Genomic DNA, 17288 nt, shown 5'->3' with positions numbered 1-17288 from the left:
AGCCTGCTTACCTTATTCCACCAGAAAGTGGGAGTGTCCGCATTCATTATCTTCAAGCCGTTTCAATCGCTTGAGTGTGTCGTCCCGTCGCGCTCGGCGGAACGCGCTTGTTACCTGGGTGCGATTCGCGTATCGCCTAGAGTAACGGATGAGGATGGAGGTTCGTCCGAATGCCGCAAAGAAATTCCCCCCTGGCGCCGTTCCAATACGGAACTTTTCGCGCGCTCTGGTCTGCGACACTATTTTCAAATCTTGGCGGTCTCGTGCAAACAGTCGGCGCGGGCTGGATGATGGCTACCATTGCTCGCTCCGATGATATGGTCGCGCTGGTTCAGGCCTCTACAACGCTGCCTGTGATGATTTTCTCGGTTGCGGCTGGCGCGCTTGCCGATAATTTCGACCGCCGTCGCATCATGTTGACCGCGCAGGTTTTGCTTCTTCTGGTTTCTGTCGTGCTTGCGGTGTCCGCCTATCTTGGCATCCTTACGCCATGGATGCTGCTTGGGTTTACCTTCCTCATCGGCTGCGGTGGCGCTTTGCACAATCCTTCATGGCAAGCTTCGATGGGCGATATTGTCCCGCGAGCCGACCTGCCTGCCGCTGTTGCACTCAATTCCATGAGCTTCAATTTGATGCGCAGCATCGGACCCGCCATTGGCGGTGCGATCGTTGCAGTCGCCGGTGCGGCTTTTGCCTTTATTTTCAATGCATTCAGCTATTGCGCGCTCATCCTCGCGCTCTGGCGCTGGCAGCCACAGATAGCAAAATCCACCTTGCCGCGTGAAGCACTCGGCCCGGCGATGGTAGCGGGGCTGCGCTACGTCTCCATGTCCCCCAATCTTTTGAAAGTCATGTTTCGCGGCTTTCTATTCGGTTTGTCTGCGATTGTGATTCTTGCGCTTTTGCCGCTTGTGGCGCGTGATCTCGTTCAGGGGACCGCACTTACCTATGGCATCATGCTCGGCTTTTTCGGCATTGGTGCCATTGGTGGCGCGCTTTCAAGTGCTCGTCTGCGCGAATTGCTCGGTAATGAATGGCTGGTCCGCAGCGCCTTTGCTGCCTTCGCGGTCAGCTGTCTTTTGCTTTCGGTCAGCCGCAGCATATGGATGAGCTGTGTATTCTTACTTCCGGCTGGTCTGTCCTGGGTTTTAGCTCTTTCGCTTTTCAATGTGACGGTTCAGCTATCGACCCCTCGCTGGGTGGTTGGTCGCGCACTGGCTCTTTATCAGACTGCTACGTTTGGTGGCATGGCAGCAGGCAGCTGGCTTTGGGGTGCGGTGGCTGACGAGTTTGGTGTGCCCGGTGCCTTGATGGCTGCAGCAGGAGTTTTGCTGTTCGGAGCGCTCGTCGGGTTTTTATTACCACAGCCGGAATTTGAATCGCTCAATCTCGATCCGCTTAATCGCTTCAGTGAACCCAAGCTGCGGCTTGATCTTCGATCACGCAGCGGCCCGATAATGATCATGGTCGACTATAAGATCGCTCAGGAAGACGTTCCGGCATTTTTGGCTGCAATGGCATTGAGACGACGCATTCGCATTCGCGACGGCGCGCGACAATGGGCTTTGCTGCGCGATCTCGAAAACCCTGAAACCTGGACGGAGAGTTATCACGTTCCGACATGGGTGGAATATGTGCGCCACAATCAGCGCCGCACGCAGTCAGATGCCGAAGTGTCAGAAAGGCTTCTGGCGCTGCATAAAGGGGCAACGCCCCCGTTAGTGCACCGTATGATTGAGCGGCAGACTGTATCCATCCACGATGACATGCCGCTCAAAGCACATCTCGATTTACACTAGGACGCGCATCTTTATCCGAAAACCGTTTCACACTTTTCGGGATGCACTCTAAGCCGCCGAAAATTCAGTTTTGGCAATCTGGTTTCTACCGCTCTTCTTGCTCGTATAGAGCTGATGATCAGCATGTTGCAGCCAGAGCGCGCCACCCATATCGGGGTGTGTGCGAGCTGACGCAACACCCATGCTGACTGTGACCTTTGTGCTGACAGCTGAGCCAGGATGCGGAATGTTGAGTGACTGGATTTGGAACTGGATTTCGTGTGCTGTTGCCAAGGCCATTTCAGGATCAGCACCTGGGAGCACGCAAGCAAACTCTTCCCCACCGTAACGTGCAGTCATCCCCGAAACCTTGTGCACTGCACGGGTAAGAGCTGCCGCAACCATAGCTATACAGCGGTCGCCTTCGGGATGGCCGTAAGTATCGTTAAAGAGTTTGAAGAAATCGATGTCCAGCATAATCACCGAAAGCCAGGCACCTGCAGGCGCAAGCCGCGAAATTTCGGCGGTCAGGATTACTTCAAGCTGACGGCGGTTGCTAAGCCCGGTCAGAGCATCAGTGACAGCCATCTGTGCGAGTTGGTCGCGCAAACGCTTCAGCTCAATATGGTTGGAAACGCGCGCACGCAGAACCACTGGATTGATCGGCTTTGTCACATAATCGATAGCACCCAGCGAAAGGCCCCGAACTTCTGCTTCCTGATCATCGAGGCCGGTTGTGAAAATAACAGGCACGTCCGCTAGCAGACGATCATTCTTCAGGCGCACGCAGACCTCATAACCATCGACGCCCGGCATCATGACATCCAGCAAGATGATGTCCGGCAGCACCGTGCGTGCTACTTCGAGCGCCTGCTCACCTGACGTGGCGAAGCAGATTTCGTAGTGATCTTCCAGCACCGCATTCATGATCTCGATGTTCGATACTTCATCATCAACGATCAGTACGGTTGCACGATTAGGCATTAATTCTACTCCAGGAGTCTTTAGCGCACGGCAAACCGGAGTTTGCTTCTGGTTCTAAATCTGCTGCTGGTTGAGCCAGCGGCATCACTCATCCGTCTATAGATGAAGTTTCTTCAGTGAAGGCTAAATTGAGGTTGCGTAACGCCGTCTCATAATCGAGCTTGTCCAACGCAGTTTTCGCATCGCGCAATGCCTCGCCTCTTGGTCCTTCGTCTGCGACGATGCCGAGCAGCTGCAACAAGGCGTCGAAACTGCTGCGAGCACGCATACTACGACGTGTCAGGTGGTCCCGTAGTGCCGCGACTGCGGCCGCAATATCGGCCGCCTGCGCGTTCACGTCTGAATGCTGAACGAGCGCGGCCTTCTGCTCCTTCAGGCTGGCTGCAGCCTTCAAAGCGGGCTTCATGGCCGAGTTAAGCGCCGAAAGCGTCGGCTCCAGTCCCACCAGCTGTTCATTGGCAATCGCCAATTCGACTTCTGCTGAAATGCGCGATACTTCAGGAAGCTCCAGCGATGCTGCAACGCCTTTCAGCGTATGGGCAAGACGCCGAGCGCCTGTCAGATCGCCCTTGGCAATCTGATCCATTATCGTCTCGATAACATTTGCAAAGTCGTCATGGAAACCGATGATGAGACGACGGAGAAGAGCCTGCTTTCCATTCACACGCACGAGCGCGCGCTTGAGATCGAAAGGTGGGAGACGTTCCGGCAAGTCGGTTGAAATGCCTTCAGCTTTCTTTTCCGCTGGTTGTTCCGATGTCGTGTTAGCCTGCCGCGGCTTCATCCAGCGCTCTAAGGTGCCGATCAGAACACTTGGATCAATTGGCTTTGCAACGTGATCATTCATGCCCGCTTCGGCACATCTACGACGCTCTTCCTCATAGGCGTGAGCGGTCAGTGCAATAATCGGTAACGCTTCTGCCGTCCAGTCGCGACGAATATGGCGGGTTGCTTCAAGACCGTCCATCTCCGGCATCTGTACGTCCATGAGTATCGCGGAATAGAGGGCACCAGATCGCGCAACACTTTCACAGGCAATGCGTCCATTTTCAGCAATATCAACATCGAGACCCGCATCACTGAGGAGCTGATAAGCAATCTCTCGATTGATCGCATTGTCTTCCACGAGCAGCACATGAGCGCCGCGCAGTGGTTCTGCAATAAGTTCAGAATCCCTTGCTGCTTCGCTCTCATCTCTGGATAATGGGAAGAGCGCATTCAATGTTTGCAGAACCTGTTGCGATTCAATCGGTTTCGGCAGATAGGCTGCGATACCAGCGCGTGTAGCCTTAGCCTTGAATTCATCGCTGCCATAGGCTGTGATAAGTACAATTTCCGGTAGCTTTGTAAGCTTCGCATTGGCGTACAAGCTGCTGACGGTTTCCATGCCGTCCATGCCCGGCATTTTCCAGTCCAGTAGCAGTACATCATAAGGATTTCCGCGCTGGAAAGCGGTTTCCAAAGCACCGATAACTTCATTACCCGACGCTACAAGGTCTGCTGTCATCGACCAGTCAGCGAAAATGCTCTGCAGAATTTCGCGGGAGGCAGGATTATCGTCGGCCACAAGAACACGCAGTTTCTGAATATGTGCCTGCGGGCGTTCGATGATCGAATGCGCGCGGTCCACATTGCCGAGCGTCGTTGTCACGGTGAAGACACTGCCTTTGCCCGGCGTGCTCAATACTGTGATGTCGCCGCCCATCTGTTCGGCAATCTGTTTACTAATAACCAGTCCAAGGCCTGTTCCGCCAAAGCGCCGGGTAGTCGAACTGTCGGCCTGCGAGAAGGAGCTGAAGAGCTTGGATTGCTGATCCGCTGTCATGCCAATACCGGTATCGGCAACGGCTATCTGCAACCGGTAATCGCCATTCTCCGTCGGTTTACCGCCGATACGGAGTGTAACCGACCCATTTTCGCTAAACTTGATGGCATTACTCATGAGGTTGAGCAAGACTTGGCCCAGACGCATTTCATCGCCGACAAGCCGCTCTGGCACGCCTTGATCAATATGCAGATTCATCGTGACGTTTTTGGCGCGGGCGTCAGCGCTGGTGATTTGCAGCTTGCGATCAAAGAGTGCGCGTAACTCGAAAGGGCGGTTTTCCAGGGTCAGCTTGCCAGCATCATTTTTGGAGAAATCAAGAATGTCATTGATCAGGCGAAGCAGCGAACCGCTGGCCCCGTTGATTTTGGTTAGGTAATCGCGCTGGCGCTCGGTCATGTCGGTGCGAAGCATCAGATGACAGAAACCCAGAATCGCATTGAGCGGCGTGCGGATTTCGTGGCTCATATTCGCAAGAAACATGCCCTTGGCCTTATAGGCCTGCTCGACCTGCGCTGAGCGTGTTTCGATCTCGGCATTCTTGGCCATGATTTCGTCGCGCATCTTGCTGATGCTGTTGACGCAGGCGACGAGCATGTCTGAGAACCACACGAGAACAGCGGCTTCAAGAGCTACTATTACAGCGTGGATCATCACGCGACGAATATCGCTTCCTGTCGGGAAAACGAGTGAAGGCAGTACATAGTCAAGCGTCAGATGGTGAAGTGCTACTGCAACGGCTGCGATGATGGTTGCTCTGCTGTCGCACCAGCCGATGGTCAGAGCCAGCATTGCAAAGAAATACATATGCATGTCCATCTGCCAGATATGGCCGCGGAGCAGATAGAGAAGGATGGCAGGTTCCGCGACGAGGGCGACGGCAGAAAGGAAGCGAGTGGCGGGTGCGATGTCTGCACGCCACCACATCAGGTTGTAACTCACTGCGAGGAATGCGCCCGCCAGCGCTCCCCCAATCACCGAGGCGCCAGTCCCATAGGCGATGGCCGCGAAAAGTGGCACATGCAGCCAGAACAGAACAACCAGAAAGCGCGCAAAGCGTCTGCGAATATCGTCAAGTTCAATGATCATGTATTAGGCCCCGGTGACCGCAAGGTCGAAACAGCTGGAAAGTTGAGCGGGTTCAAAGACGAGCCACGCACCCGCATCATAAAGTGCAGCAACCGCATCAGGGCGATCGGCGTGGACAACCACAACGTTCATTCGTTCGTTGAAGGAAAGGATCTGCGCATCGGCTTCACTGAGCAGTGTGGCGACTTGAGACGGGTCTGCCCACGGGCGCATGAGGACAGCAAATTGTCCATTTTCTCCTCGCGGAGAAAGCATTGCGTAGACCAGCACTGCAAGGCCGATAAGAAAAAGAGCGAGGGCTGGCAGCATGTCGAGCATGCGCCACTGTGACTGCGCTAAATGGGAGTTCATGTGTCTGTATCCGCAATTCAACACGCCTTGGACGTACTGCTTCATAGTATATAAAAAAGCGCGTGTCTTGCTGTATGTGCTAATTTAAGATTGTATTATTTTTTGATAGCTGAGGCTCTGTCAATCACCCGCATTTGTGACTTCGCAGGAGTGAATGTTGATAGTGAGCATCGATTCGGCCTCTTATTAAATGCAACTTATCAGCTAGTGGTCTGATTCAAACATTTGTATTCCTTGGTTCGTAGGTGGAGCAAATGTTGGAATCAAAAGGACCACTAGAAGTATATGTATCTTGTGGATTTTTCGAGTTTGACGTTCGAAATAGCATATGTTTCAGCCGGGATTCGGGCGTCAAATTTCACCGCCTAGTCGAGATATCAGCCTAAATTGTGATCTGAGAATTCCTCTTTAGTTCAATTGTGAAGCTGGACTGCATCTTAGAGCATGATTGGCTGCTTAAGTTGCTAATGATTTTTGAGTTGGGCAGAATTTTGCTTTACGTACCTCAGGACGGACGCTAAGGTTGTGATGTGACGCTTTGGGAGGAGTTCACATGCAATCTAATATTCTAGCGCTGAAAAGTCGCAATGCGTCTGGCTACGACAACGTTGTCTTTGGTCTGTTCGCATGAGTTTGGCTGTGGAACAGAGTGCTAATCCGCTTCTTGAAGCGGTGTCATTGTCGAAGTCTTTCGGCCCGGTTCAGGTTCTCAAAAACATCAATCTCAGCATTTATGGCGGCGAAGTTCACGCGATTATCGGCGAGAATGGAGCTGGCAAATCGACATTGATGAAGCTGCTTGCTGGCAACGAGCGTCCCACGAGTGGCGAAATTCGCATCGATGGCGAGCTGATTGCATTTTCTAATCCGGTGGAAGCCGAAGCACAGGGTATTGTCCTTGTGCATCAGGAAATTCTGCTGGCGCCCGATCTGACCGTTGCACAAAATATTTATCTGGGACGAGAACTTTCTAATGGGCTTGTCGTTGATGATAAATCGATGCGCGAAGGGGCGCGCAAAGCCATTCGTGATCTCGGTGCGGACATTAACCCTGATGCAATCGTGGGTAGCCTGTCTATAGCACAGCGCCAGCTTGTGCAGATCGCTCGTGTGCTACTCGTACCGCATCGCGTGGTGATTTTTGACGAACCAACTGCATCGCTGACACCTGTTGAAACCGAGGCGCTGCTGAAGGTTATCTGCGATATTCGAGCCAAGGGTGTTGCCGTTCTTTATATCTCCCACCGTCTTCCGGAAGTGAAAGAGATTTCGGATCGCGTCACGGTTCTCCGAGATGGAACGCTGGTGGCAGCTCATATGGCGTCAGAGCTTCAGCCGAACGATATGGCTCGTCTTATGGTTGGTCGTGATGTTGCGAAGCTTTATCCAGATCGTGTAGCGCAGCGCGGCCAGGAGCATGTACTGGAAGTCGAAGATTTTAGCGTTCCTGGCTATGTAAAGACTGCAAGCTTTACGTTGAACAGGGGAGAAATTCTAGGCTTTGCAGGTCTGGTCGGGGCAGGTCGCACAGAGCTGATGGAAGGCATTGTCGGGCTTCGTCCAGGTAAGGGACAAGTGCGTCATCGGGGGCAGTCCGTAAACTTTCGTAACGCACATGAAAGTCTTTCCGCTGGGATCGCCTATTTGAGCGAAGATCGTAAGGGCAAGGGTTTGTTGCTCGCCAAGGACCTTGGCATCAACCTGACGCTTGCATCGATCAGTAAGTTTGTGCGTGGATTGCAGATAGACCGGCGAAAAGAGCGTGCAGCGCTTGATGATGCGATCAAAGAATTCGATATTCGCACGGGCCGTAAAGATATTCTCGCCGGACAGTTGTCCGGTGGAAACCAGCAGAAACTTCTGCTGGCAAAGATGATGATGCTCAATCCGTCTATCGTGATCATTGATGAGCCAACGCGCGGCATCGATGTGGGTACAAAAGAGCAGATTTATCAATTCATCGCCAATCTGGCGGACGAAGGCAAATCGATTATCGTTGTTTCATCCGAAATGCCTGAACTGATTGGCATATGCGACCGTATCGTCGTCATGCGTGAGGGCAGGGTGGCAGGCGAAGTATCCGGCGAGCGGATGACCGAACACGACATCGTTGTTTTGGCAACAGGCGTCAGCACAGAAGAAGCGGCATAAAATAAAAGGGGAGTAAATGACTGACGTTGTAACTGACAAAAGCAGGGTGCCGAAGACGTCTCGCGACTGGGATTTGCGGGCTGTAGCACCTTTTGTTGCGCTGCTTCTGCTGCTTGTTCTGGGTACGATTGCCAATCCGAATTTCATCAGCATAGACAATTTGCTGAATGTTGCGACGCGCAGTGCCTTCATCGCAATTATCGCATTGGGTGCGACCTATGTGATCTCGTCAGGAGGATTGGATCTCTCGGTTGGCGCTATGGCTGCCTTCGTGGGCAGTATCATGATCATGTTCATGAACAGCGGTGTTATCGCCGATCCAGTTATGATGTTGATCGCGGCGGTGCTCCTGGCAGTGGTTGTGGGCGCACTTTGCGGGCTGACCAACGGGTTGATTACGACACTCGGGGGGATTGAGCCGTTTATTGCGACACTTGGAACGATGGGCATTTATCGCGGTTTGACGACATGGCTATCTCAGGGTGGTGCAATTACGCTACGTAACCCCGAAATTCAGGCACTTTATCGCCCTGCCTATTTTGGCTCGGTTTTTGGTGTTCCCATTCCCGTCATTGCAATTTTTGTGACAGCAGCAATTGCAGCCTTCGTACTTTATCGCACGCGCTATGGGCGCCATGTTATCGCGGTGGGCTCCAGCGAAGATGTGGCTCGCTATTCGGGTATCTCGGTTAAGCGCGTTCGTACTATTGCCTATGTGGTGCAGGGGTTGTGCGTCGCTGTTGCCGTTCTGCTCTACGTTCCGCGTTTGGGTTCAACTTCTGCGACCACGGGCATGTTGTGGGAACTTCAGGCAATCACAGCGGTCGTTGTCGGTGGTACGGCACTGCGGGGAGGCGTGGGCCGTGTTTGGGGCACAATCTGCGGTGCATTCATTCTCGAAATCGTCGGCAATATCATGCTGCTTTCCAATTTCATCAGCGAATACCTGATCGGGGCGATTCAGGGTGCGATCATCATCATTGCTATGCTGGTGCAACGGTCGCTCTCGCGACGATGAAAACTGGGGCGCAACGCACAGCGTTATCGCGCCCCGACGACAAGTTTGACGGGATTGAAGGGGCGGTCCGGTCACTCAGGGATAAAGCCCCCTGAACATTTGGGAGGAAATAATGCGAGGAAAATTTCTAGGTGTTGCTTTTGCTGCCTTGGCGGCTGGAGCTTTAGCCTTTACCGGCGTAGCAAGTGCGCAGGATAAGAAGGTGACGATCGGCGTATCGATACCTGCTGCTGACCATGGTTGGACCGCTGGTGTTGTTTATCATGCCGAACGCGTCGCCAAGCTTCTGATGCAGGAGCATCCAGGCCTCAACGTGATCGTCAAGACATCACCAGATGCAGCCAGCCAGGCAAATGCGTTGCAGGATCTGGCTGTTCAGGGGCTTGATGGTCTTGTCGTGTTGCCAACTGATCCAGATCCGCTGGTCAATGCGATCAAGGAAATCAAGGATAAGGGCACTTTTGTAGCGCTCGTTGATCGCGCACCAAGCAGCAATGACAATTCGATCCGTGATCTTTATGTGGCGGGCAACAATCCGGCCTTGGGTCAGGTCGCTGGCGAATACATCAAGAAGACCACACCTGATGCACAGGTCGTCGTTATTCGCGGCCTTCCGATCCCGATTGATCAGCAACGTCAGGACGGTTTTGACAAAGGTATCGAAGGCTCCAACGTCAAGATTCTCGATCGCCAGTATGGCAACTGGAACCGTGACGACGCCTTCCGCGTCATGCAGGACTTCCTGACAAAGTACCCTAAGATCGATGTTGTCTGGTGTCAGGATGACGATATGGCTGTCGGTGTGCTTGAAGCGATCAAGCAGGCCAACCGTGAAGACATCCAGTATGTCATCGGCGGTGCTGGCTCCAAGGACATGATCAAGAAGGTCATGGATGGCGATAAGCTTATGCCGGTTGATGTGCTTTATCCGCCTGCAATGGTTTCCACCGCTATGCAGTTGGCTGCAGGTCATTTCTACGACCAGATTCCGGTGAGCGGCAACTACATCCTCGATGCTACTTTGGTGACCAAGGATAATGCCGAACAGTTCTACTTCCCGGATTCTCCTTTTTAATATCCTTCTGCGCGCCCGCTTTGTCGGGCGCGTATTTGAGTTACCCCAATACAGTTTTGAATTTCATTCGGAGGACTTTTGATGAAGACGATCAAGGGGCCTGGGATCTTTCTCGGGCAGTTTGCAGGAGATGAAGCGCCGTTCAATACCTGGGATGGCATCACGAAATGGGCTGCAGAAAAAGGTTATGCCGGTGTGCAGGTTCCAACCTGGGCAAGCCAGCTGATCGATCTGAAGAAGGCTTCTGAATCGAAAGATTATTGCGACGAATTTGCAGGTGTCGCACGCGAGAATGGCGTCGAAGTGACCGAACTTTCAACGCATTTGCAGGGCCAGCTTGTTGCGGTTCACCCGGCTTATGATGAGGTATTTGACGGTTTTGCGGTGCCTGAAGTGCGCGGTAATCCGAAAGCCCGTCAGGCATGGGCTGTTGAACAGGTGAAGATGGCAATCCGTGCCTCGCGCAATCTAGGCATTGATGCCCATGCGACATTCTCTGGCGCCTTGGCATGGCCGTTTATCTATCCGTGGCCACAGCGTCCTGCCGGTCTGGTTGAAACGGCCTTTGATGAACTGGCGCGCCGCTGGCTGCCAATCCTTGACCACGCCGATGAGCATGGCGTGAACATTTGCTATGAAATCCATCCGGGTGAAGATCTGCATGATGGCGTGACGTTCGAGATGCTCCTTGAACGCGTTAAGAACCACCCGCGTGCTAACATGCTCTATGATCCATCGCATTACGTGCTGCAATGCCTCGATTATCTCGACAATATCGACATCTACAAAGACCGCATCAAGATGTTCCACGTCAAGGATGCCGAGTTTAACCCGACGGGTCGTCAGGGTGTTTATGGCGGCTATCAGGGCTGGGTGAACCGCGCTGGCCGGTTCCGTTCGCTGGGCGATGGTCAGGTCGATTTTGGCGCAGTGTTTGCAAAAATGGCCGCCAATGATTTTGATGGCTGGGCCGTGGTCGAATGGGAATGCGCGCTGAAACATCCGGAAGATGGTGCGCGTGAAGGGGCTGAGTTTGTAAAGCACCATATTATCCGCGTGACCGACAAAGCCTTCGATGACTTCGCTGCTGGCGGCACTGATGACGCTGCCAATCGCCGTATGCTGGGATTGTAGGGTAGTTCAATGACCATTGAAGCAAAAACCAAAGAAACAGCCAATCCACGTATTCGACTTGGCATGGTTGGCGGTGGTGCGGGGGCCTTTATCGGTGGTGTGCACCGTATGGCCTCACGCCTCGATAATCGTTTTGAACTGGTGGCAGGCGCACTCTCGTCATCGCCAGATAAAGCGCAAGCCTCGGGGCGCGAGCTGGGGTTGGCGGAAGACCGCATCTATTCGAGCTACAAGGACATGGCGATCCGCGAAGCACGTCTCAAGAACGGTATTGAAGCGGTCGCAATCGTTACGCCCAATCATGTGCATTATGACGCCGCGAAGGAGTTTCTGCGCCGTGGCATTCATGTGATTTGTGACAAGCCGCTGACCTCGACCTTGGCTGATGCAAAGAAGCTCAAGAAAGTAGCTGACGAAAGCGGTGCGCTGTTTGTGCTGACGCATAATTATACCGGCTATCCGATGGTTCGGCAGGCGCGCGAAATGATTGCCAATGGCACGTTGGGCGATCTGCGCGTAGTGCAGGTTGAATATGCGCAAGACTGGCTTACGGAAGCGGTTGAAGAGACGGGCGCCAAGGGTGCTGTGTGGCGCACCGATCCGGCGCAATCCGGTCTTGGTGGTGCAACGGGTGACATCGGCACTCACGCCTTTAACTTGGCGTCCTTTGTCACCGGCCTGACGCTTGAAAGTCTGGCGGCTGATCTTGATAGCTTCGTTCCGGGTCGTCGTCTGGATGACAATGCACATGTGATGCTGCGTTTTGCAGGGGGTGCCAAGGGTATGCTTTGGTGCAGCCAGGTGGCACCGGGCAATGAAAATGCGCTGCGTTTGCGTGTCTTTGGCACCAAGGGCGGCATTGAATGGGCGCAGGAAGATCCGAACCGCCTGTGGTTCACACCGTTTGGTGAGCAGAAGCGTTTGATCACCCGTGGTGGCGCAGGTGTTGGCGATGCGGCAACCCGCGTAACCCGTGTGCCGGGCGGCCATCCGGAAGGCTATCTCGAAGCCTTTGCAACGATCTACAGTGAAGCCGCAAATGCTATTCAGGCCAGACGGGACAACACCAACCCTGACAGTGTAATCATCTATCCAACTGTCGACGACGGCGTCAAAGGCGTTGCATTCATCGATGCCTGTGTCCGATCGTCAAACAAAAATGGCGGATGGGTGAGCCTCTGAAGCAATAAAATTGGAAAGCGCCGCCATTCTGGGCGGCGTTTTCGTTTGGGCAATCCGGCATCTATAATGCTTCTTTTGTGCCGCCGTAGAAAAGCCATCTTGATTTTATGTTTGAATGAAACGTGCCTGATAAAACGATCACATAATTAAACGTTTCTGTGGGTACGAATTCAAAGCTTTTCGAAAGCGTGTTCCATGCAGAAGTTCCGCCCTGTGATTGCCAGCGGGCCACTGTGCCTTTTAACGGCACTTTACGTTCTTATATTCACAAACACGTCGTTCTGGCGTGCAATCGGCGCCTATTATGCTGATGCTCCATTAAGGCTGGCTGGCATAGCCGTGGCGCTATTGCTTCTGTACGTCGCGCTATTTGTGCTGTTTTCGGCGAAATATATTATCAAGCCGATGCTGATCCTGTTTGTGCTAATCGCGGCGGGCGGCTCTTATTTCACAGATACATTCGGAACGATCATCGACAAGTATGTCGTTGAAGCCGCACTTACCACCACACAGGCTGAATCCGGTGCGCTCCTGACGCCAAGCTTTCTCTGGCATATGCTAATTTTTGGTGTTGTTCCGTCAATATTGATTGTCTGGGTGCGTATCAAACATCGACCTATTATCGGCAAGCTGATGGTAAACACAGGCATTATCTTCACCTGTCTGATTGCTTCAGTCGCCATACTTGGTGCGAATTATGCTGCGTATTCATCGATGTTTCGCGAGCATGGTGCCGATATCATGCAGAAGCTGATGCCAAGCACGCCCATTGCCAGTACAATCCAATATGTCTCACATGTTTATAAGAACCGCGCTATTGTTATGGAGCCGCTTGGGCTTGATGCCAAACAGACACTGACGCAATTGCCGGCAGGCAAAAAGCTGGTAACGGTCGTTGTCGTGGGGGAAACCGCGCGTGCGCAGAATTTCAGTCTCAATGGTTATGCGCGTGAAACCAATCCCGAATTGAAAAAACGCGATGTTGTTGCCTTCACCGATACAACGAGTTGCGGAACAGAAACTTCCGTTTCAGTGCCTTGCATGTTTTCGCCTTTCACCCGTGAAGACTATTCCAATACGAAGTTCCGCGGTTCTGAAAACCTGATGGACGTGCTCAAACATGCAGGCGTGCAGACGAGTTGGTATGAGAATAATACCGGCAGCAAGGGTGTAGCCGAGCGCATCAAGTTGATCGATTTGCAGGACGCGCAGGACAAGCGCTATTGCGAAGGCGGCGAATGTCTCGATCAGATATTGGTGGATAGCCTGTCCGAAGAACTCAGTGAAGTTTCCGGCAATACGACCATCGTTCTGCACATGACGGGTAGCCATGGTCCGGCCTATTATCGCCGATATCCGGCTGAATTTGCGGGATTTAAACCTGACTGTCGTTCAAATGATTTCGCTAAATGTTCGCAGGAAGAGATTGTCAACGCCTATGACAACTCGATCCTCTATACAGACCATATTTTGTCAGAGGTTGTCGATCTTCTCAAAGCGCATGAGGACAAGTTTGCATCTGCGATGATTTATATGTCCGATCATGGCGAGTCGCTTGGCGAGGACGGTCTTTACCTTCACGCAGCTCCCTATTTCATTGCCCCATCGCAACAGACACACATACCGTTTATCACATGGTTTGCACCGGAATACGCGGCCGATACCGGTCTTGATCTCGATTGCTTGCGCAAGACGACAGCGGAGCCGTCATCGCATGATAATCTGTTTCATACTGTGCTCGGCATGATGGCGGTCAAGACATCTGCTTACGACCAGAAGTTAGACCGTTTTGCCGCCTGTCGAACACCACATAACGTGGCGCTGAACTAAAACAAAAACCCCGCTCGATGAGCGGGGTTTTTGTGTTGCGTAAGATTAAACGTAGCGGTTGACTACGTTTTCCAGATATTCCTGACGACCGGATCGCGGCTGCGGATTGATGTCTTTTGCTTCAACTTCCGATGCAATCTGCTCCAGCGACATGCCGGTTGCAAGTGTCTTGCCGAAATCGCCAGACCAGCCAGCATAACGCTCATCAAGCGGCTTGCTCAGTGCGCCGTCCTGCAACATACCAGCTGCAGCCTTGAGTCCGCGCGCGCAGCAATCCATGCCGCCGATATGGCCGATCAGCAAGTCTTGCGGATCAAGCGACTGACGACGCAGCTTGGCATCGAAATTGGTGCCGCCATTCTTCAAGCCACCGTTGAGCAGCACCTGATAATAAGCGAGCGCCATTTCCGGCACATTGTTCGGAAACTGGTCTGTATCCCAGCCCGACTGATAGTCATTGCGGTTCATGTCGATGGAACCGAGGATGCCAAGGCTGCGGGCCAATGCCAGCTCATGCTCAAATGAATGGCCTGCGAGAATTGCATGGCCCTGTTCGATATTGACCTTCACCTCGTTTTCGAGGCCATAGCGCTTGAGGAAGCCATAAACCGTTGCGACATCGTAATCATACTGGTGCTTGGTTGGTTCCTGTGGCTTTGGCTCAATCAGAATTGTACCCTTAAAGCCAATCTTGTGCTTGTACTCGACCACCAGATTGAGGAAGCGGCCCATATTGTCGAGCTCGCGCGTCAGGTCGGTGTTGAGCAGGGTTTCGTAACCCTCACGGCCACCCCAAAGCACATAATTGTCGCCGCCAAGACGCTTGGTTGCATCAAGGCAGGTTTTCACGGTCGCCGCTGCAAAAGCAAAGACTTCCGGATCGGGATTGGTGGCAGCGCCTGACATATAGCGGCGATGTGAGAAAAGATTGGCCGTGCCCCACAAAAGCTTGATGCCAGTTTCGGCTTGCTTACGCTCGAAAATATCCACAATGGCTTCGAGGTTCTTCGTGTTTTCAGCAAAATTATTGCCTTCCGGGCGCACGTCGGCGTCGTGGAAGCAATAGAAAGGTGCGCCGAGAAGCGAGAAGAATTCAAAGGCTACATCAGCTTTCAGCTTGGCAGCTTCAAGACCATCCTTATACCAGGGGCGGTCAAATGTGCGTCCGCCGAAAGGGTCGCCACCTTCCCATGCGAAGGTGTGCCAATAGGCGACTGCAAAACGTAGGTGGTCTTCCAGACGCTTGCCGAGGACAATTTCGTCCGGATTATAGTGGCGGAACGCCAGCGGATTATCGCTGTCGGGACCTTCATAACGTATTTTTTGGATGTCGCCGAAAAATCCGGTGCTCATCATGCTCCTCCAATGTTGATGCGGATGACGCTGCGTCTGGGCTTACTGAGCCAGAGGTCGCAGCGCGGGATAAAGTGCGTGGTAACGCTGATAGGCTTCGTCATATGAAGCGGTCAGCGTGTGTTCGGGTTCAATCGTGCGGGCTGTGCGCGGCGGCGTGCAGATTGCAAAAGGATCGGCGCTACTGGCGGCGATCAGACCAAGACGTGCTGCGCCAAATGCGGCACCGAAATCGCCTTCTTCGGGAAGAGAAATTGGAACATTCAATGCTGTGGCAATAGATTTGAGCCAATAGGCAGAGCGCGAACCACCACCAACTGCGATGAGCGATTTGATCTCCGTGCCTGCCGATTGCAGTGCCACAAGGTTATCGCGGATAGCAAAAGCCACACCTTCAAGGACTGCCTGCGTCATCGCTTCGCGGTCTGTTTCGTGCTCAAGGCCGTTGAAGCTGCCACGAATTTTGGCGTCATTGTATGGGGTGCGTTCGCCGGAAAGATATGGCAGGAATGTTGTGCTGCCGGGTGCCTTGAGCGTGTCGCCAAGCTCGGCGTCCAGTGCGTGCGGGCTGGTACCTGTAATGCGCGAGAACCAATCGAGAGCGCTCGCAGCCGACAAAATGACACCCATCTGGTGCCATGTGCCGGGAAGCGCATGACAGAAAGCGTGGACAGCACTTTCTGGCTTTGGCTGATAAGCGCCATTGGCGGCAAACAGAACACCTGATGTGCCAAGCGAAACGAAGGCATGGCCGGGTTGAACGGTTCCCATGCCGCAGGCGGAGGCCGCGTTGTCACCCGCACCACCGGCAACGACAGGAGCGTTGGATATTCCCCAACGTGCGGTGAGTTCAGCGCGCAAAATTCCGGTGGCGTCGCTGCCCTCGGCAAGTTTGGGCATGTGGATTTCGGTCAGCCCAGTCTTGGAAAGCAGATCGGATGACCATTTGCGTGCGCCGGTATCAAGCCAGCTTGTTCCAGCGGAATCCGACATGTCGGATACATACTCGCCGGTGAGCCAGAGGCGCAGATAATCTTTTGGCAACAGAACCTTGCGGGTGCGCGAGAAAATATCCGGTTCGTTGCGCGCCACCCACACGAGTTTGGGTGCGGTAAAGCCCGGGAAAACGATGTTGCCGGTTATGGCACGAAAGGCCGGATCGGCATCGAGTTCGGCAGCCTCTTTATAGCTGCGCGTGTCATTCCAGAGAATGCAGGGCCGAAGCACCTGATCGTTTTCATCTAGCAGCGTTGCACCGTGCATCTGACCGGAAAGACCAATGCCTGCAACGGCTTCAAACTCCCTTGGATGTGCTGCGCGCAGGCCATCGATGGCTGCTTCACAAGCTTTGATCCATTGTGCAGGGTCCTGTTCGCTCCAGCCTGGATGTGGGCGGGACACATCAAGTTCACCATGCGCCGAGCCAATAAGCTTCTGTTCGCCGTCGATCAGAAGCGCTTTTACGCCGGATGTTCCAAGATCAAGTCCGAGATACATAATTGCTCCAGTCGAATTATC

The 17288-nt window shown here is 53.3% G+C and carries 12 protein-coding genes; 7 read left to right on the top strand and 5 right to left on the bottom strand.

The features are described from left to right. The first annotated feature begins 170 nt into the window (after positions 1–170). Complete coding sequence (locus CEV34_RS18400) at positions 171–1799, top strand: MFS transporter (protein ID WP_007877810.1); 1629 nt, start codon at positions 171–173, stop codon at positions 1797–1799. A 48-nt stretch (positions 1800–1847) separates the two neighbouring features. On the opposite strand, the gene CEV34_RS18395 is transcribed toward CEV34_RS18400, so the two are convergent. From CEV34_RS18395 to CEV34_RS18385, 3 genes are all read right to left on the bottom strand, one after another. After that, complete coding sequence (locus CEV34_RS18395; RefSeq protein WP_007877812.1) at positions 1848–2762, bottom strand: diguanylate cyclase; 915 nt, start codon at positions 2760–2762, stop codon at positions 1848–1850. 88 nt (positions 2763–2850) lie between these two features. Next, positions 2851–5676 (bottom strand): response regulator, encoded by a 2826-nt coding sequence (locus CEV34_RS18390; RefSeq protein ID WP_007877814.1) that lies wholly within the window; start codon positions 5674–5676, stop codon positions 2851–2853. A 3-nt stretch (positions 5677–5679) separates the two neighbouring features. Continuing rightward, the gene (locus tag CEV34_RS18385; RefSeq protein WP_007877815.1) at positions 5680–6027 is read right to left on the bottom strand and encodes a hypothetical protein; all 348 of its coding nucleotides are present in this window, start codon (positions 6025–6027) and stop codon (positions 5680–5682) included. Between the two features lie 627 nt (positions 6028–6654). Between CEV34_RS18385 and CEV34_RS18380 the strand changes: the two genes are divergently transcribed. From CEV34_RS18380 to CEV34_RS18355, 6 genes are all read left to right on the top strand, one after another. Continuing rightward, complete coding sequence (locus CEV34_RS18380; RefSeq protein ID WP_007877816.1) at positions 6655–8178, top strand: sugar ABC transporter ATP-binding protein; 1524 nt, start codon at positions 6655–6657, stop codon at positions 8176–8178. A 16-nt stretch (positions 8179–8194) separates the two neighbouring features. Beyond that, positions 8195–9196: an ABC transporter permease gene (locus tag CEV34_RS18375; RefSeq protein ID WP_007877818.1), complete on the top strand. Its 1002-nt coding sequence runs from the start codon at positions 8195–8197 to the stop codon at positions 9194–9196. 112 nt (positions 9197–9308) lie between these two features. Continuing rightward, positions 9309–10271: a substrate-binding domain-containing protein gene (locus tag CEV34_RS18370; protein WP_007877819.1), complete on the top strand. Its 963-nt coding sequence runs from the start codon at positions 9309–9311 to the stop codon at positions 10269–10271. Positions 10272–10352: 81 nt separating this feature from the next. After that, entirely contained in the window at positions 10353–11405 is a 1053-nt protein-coding gene (locus CEV34_RS18365) for a sugar phosphate isomerase/epimerase family protein (RefSeq protein ID WP_094544214.1), read from the top strand. 9 nt (positions 11406–11414) lie between these two features. After that, positions 11415–12587, top strand: a complete 1173-nt coding sequence (locus CEV34_RS18360) for a Gfo/Idh/MocA family protein (protein ID WP_094544213.1) — start codon at positions 11415–11417, stop codon at positions 12585–12587. 195 nt (positions 12588–12782) lie between these two features. Continuing rightward, complete coding sequence (locus CEV34_RS18355) at positions 12783–14417, top strand: phosphoethanolamine transferase (RefSeq protein ID WP_094544212.1); 1635 nt, start codon at positions 12783–12785, stop codon at positions 14415–14417. 45 nt (positions 14418–14462) lie between these two features. Here CEV34_RS18355 and xylA read toward each other — a convergent pair whose 3' ends face one another. Together xylA and xylB are read right to left on the bottom strand one after the other, a co-directional pair. Continuing rightward, complete coding sequence (gene xylA / locus CEV34_RS18350; RefSeq protein WP_007877823.1) at positions 14463–15770, bottom strand: xylose isomerase; 1308 nt, start codon at positions 15768–15770, stop codon at positions 14463–14465. A 42-nt stretch (positions 15771–15812) separates the two neighbouring features. Continuing rightward, positions 15813–17267 (bottom strand): xylulokinase, encoded by a 1455-nt coding sequence (gene xylB, locus CEV34_RS18345; RefSeq protein WP_007877824.1) that lies wholly within the window; start codon positions 17265–17267, stop codon positions 15813–15815. Between the last annotated feature and the right edge of the window lie 21 nt (positions 17268–17288).

The sequence above is a fragment of the Brucella pseudogrignonensis genome, assembly GCF_002252525.1.
In the GTDB taxonomy this organism is placed as follows: domain Bacteria; phylum Pseudomonadota; class Alphaproteobacteria; order Rhizobiales; family Rhizobiaceae; genus Brucella; species Brucella pseudogrignonensis.
This window is presented reverse-complemented; position numbering and strand designations above follow the sequence as displayed.

Bases quoted from the DNA above. Each gene is read 5' to 3' on its own strand.
- CEV34_RS18400 (WP_007877810.1), top strand. From the start codon at position 171: ATGCCGCAAAGAAATTCCCCCCTGGCGCCGTTCCAATACGGAACTTTT.
- CEV34_RS18395 (WP_007877812.1), bottom strand. From the start codon at position 2,762: ATGCCTAATCGTGCAACCGTACTGATCGTTGATGATGAAGTATCGAAC.
- CEV34_RS18390 (WP_007877814.1), bottom strand. From the start codon at position 5,676: ATGATCATTGAACTTGACGATATTCGCAGACGCTTTGCGCGCTTTCTG.
- CEV34_RS18385 (WP_007877815.1), bottom strand. From the start codon at position 6,027: ATGAACTCCCATTTAGCGCAGTCACAGTGGCGCATGCTCGACATGCTG.
- CEV34_RS18380 (WP_007877816.1), top strand. From the start codon at position 6,655: ATGAGTTTGGCTGTGGAACAGAGTGCTAATCCGCTTCTTGAAGCGGTG.
- CEV34_RS18375 (WP_007877818.1), top strand. From the start codon at position 8,195: ATGACTGACGTTGTAACTGACAAAAGCAGGGTGCCGAAGACGTCTCGC.
- CEV34_RS18370 (WP_007877819.1), top strand. From the start codon at position 9,309: ATGCGAGGAAAATTTCTAGGTGTTGCTTTTGCTGCCTTGGCGGCTGGA.
- CEV34_RS18365 (WP_094544214.1), top strand. From the start codon at position 10,353: ATGAAGACGATCAAGGGGCCTGGGATCTTTCTCGGGCAGTTTGCAGGA.
- CEV34_RS18360 (WP_094544213.1), top strand. From the start codon at position 11,415: ATGACCATTGAAGCAAAAACCAAAGAAACAGCCAATCCACGTATTCGA.
- CEV34_RS18355 (WP_094544212.1), top strand. From the start codon at position 12,783: ATGCAGAAGTTCCGCCCTGTGATTGCCAGCGGGCCACTGTGCCTTTTA.
- xylA (WP_007877823.1), bottom strand. From the start codon at position 15,770: ATGAGCACCGGATTTTTCGGCGACATCCAAAAAATACGTTATGAAGGT.
- xylB (WP_007877824.1), bottom strand. From the start codon at position 17,267: ATGTATCTCGGACTTGATCTTGGAACATCCGGCGTAAAAGCGCTTCTG.